Below are 530 nucleotides of genomic sequence, written 5' to 3' on the forward strand. Positions count from 1 at the left end.
AGTTATGACGGCGATTTGGAGCCGCAAGGCGAACTGACGATGGCGCAGATGACGGCTTATAACATCAAGAAATTGATGGATGCGGTTGAGTTTGAGACCGCAAAAAGGCTAAGTAAAGCAAACTGACCCACGGCGGGCAACAGCCCGCCATTTTTGAAAAGGATTTAGATATGTGGTTTAAACAAGTTACCCCATTTCGCTTGCCGGAATTGCCCGAAAAACGCTATTTAGATGAATCTCTTGGAAGTAGCTGGTTTAAGAAACTCAATGGATTCGACTGGTTTTCCGAGGGCTTTACTCACCCAAATGCGTTTGCCGAACTTGCCGTGTTTGAAGCGCAAAAGACTATGCTTATTACCCTGAAGCGCGAAGAAAAAGTGCTGCCGAATGCAGTGATTAAAAACAATCTGGACGAAATCGTTAAAAAAATCGAAGCCAGAGAAGGAAGAAAAGTCGGTCGCAAAGAAAAGAACGAGCTGCGCGAAAACCTAACCAGCAACCTGCTAACCCGAGCCCTAACCAAAAGCAGC

At 45.8% G+C, this 530-nt stretch carries 1 protein-coding gene; it reads left to right on the top strand.

Annotation, left to right across the window (positions count from 1 at the left end):
• Nucleotides 1-170: 170 nt before the first annotated feature.
• A partial coding sequence (rdgC, locus tag ACTHTA_RS11405) for a recombination-associated protein RdgC (RefSeq protein WP_440364763.1) occupies nucleotides 171-530 on the top strand: 360 nt, incomplete at its 3' end.

Origin of the sequence: Neisseria sp. P0013.S005 (assembly GCF_051958425.1) — a bacterium.
In the GTDB taxonomy this organism is placed as follows: Bacteria; Pseudomonadota; Gammaproteobacteria; order Burkholderiales; family Neisseriaceae; genus Neisseria; species Neisseria subflava.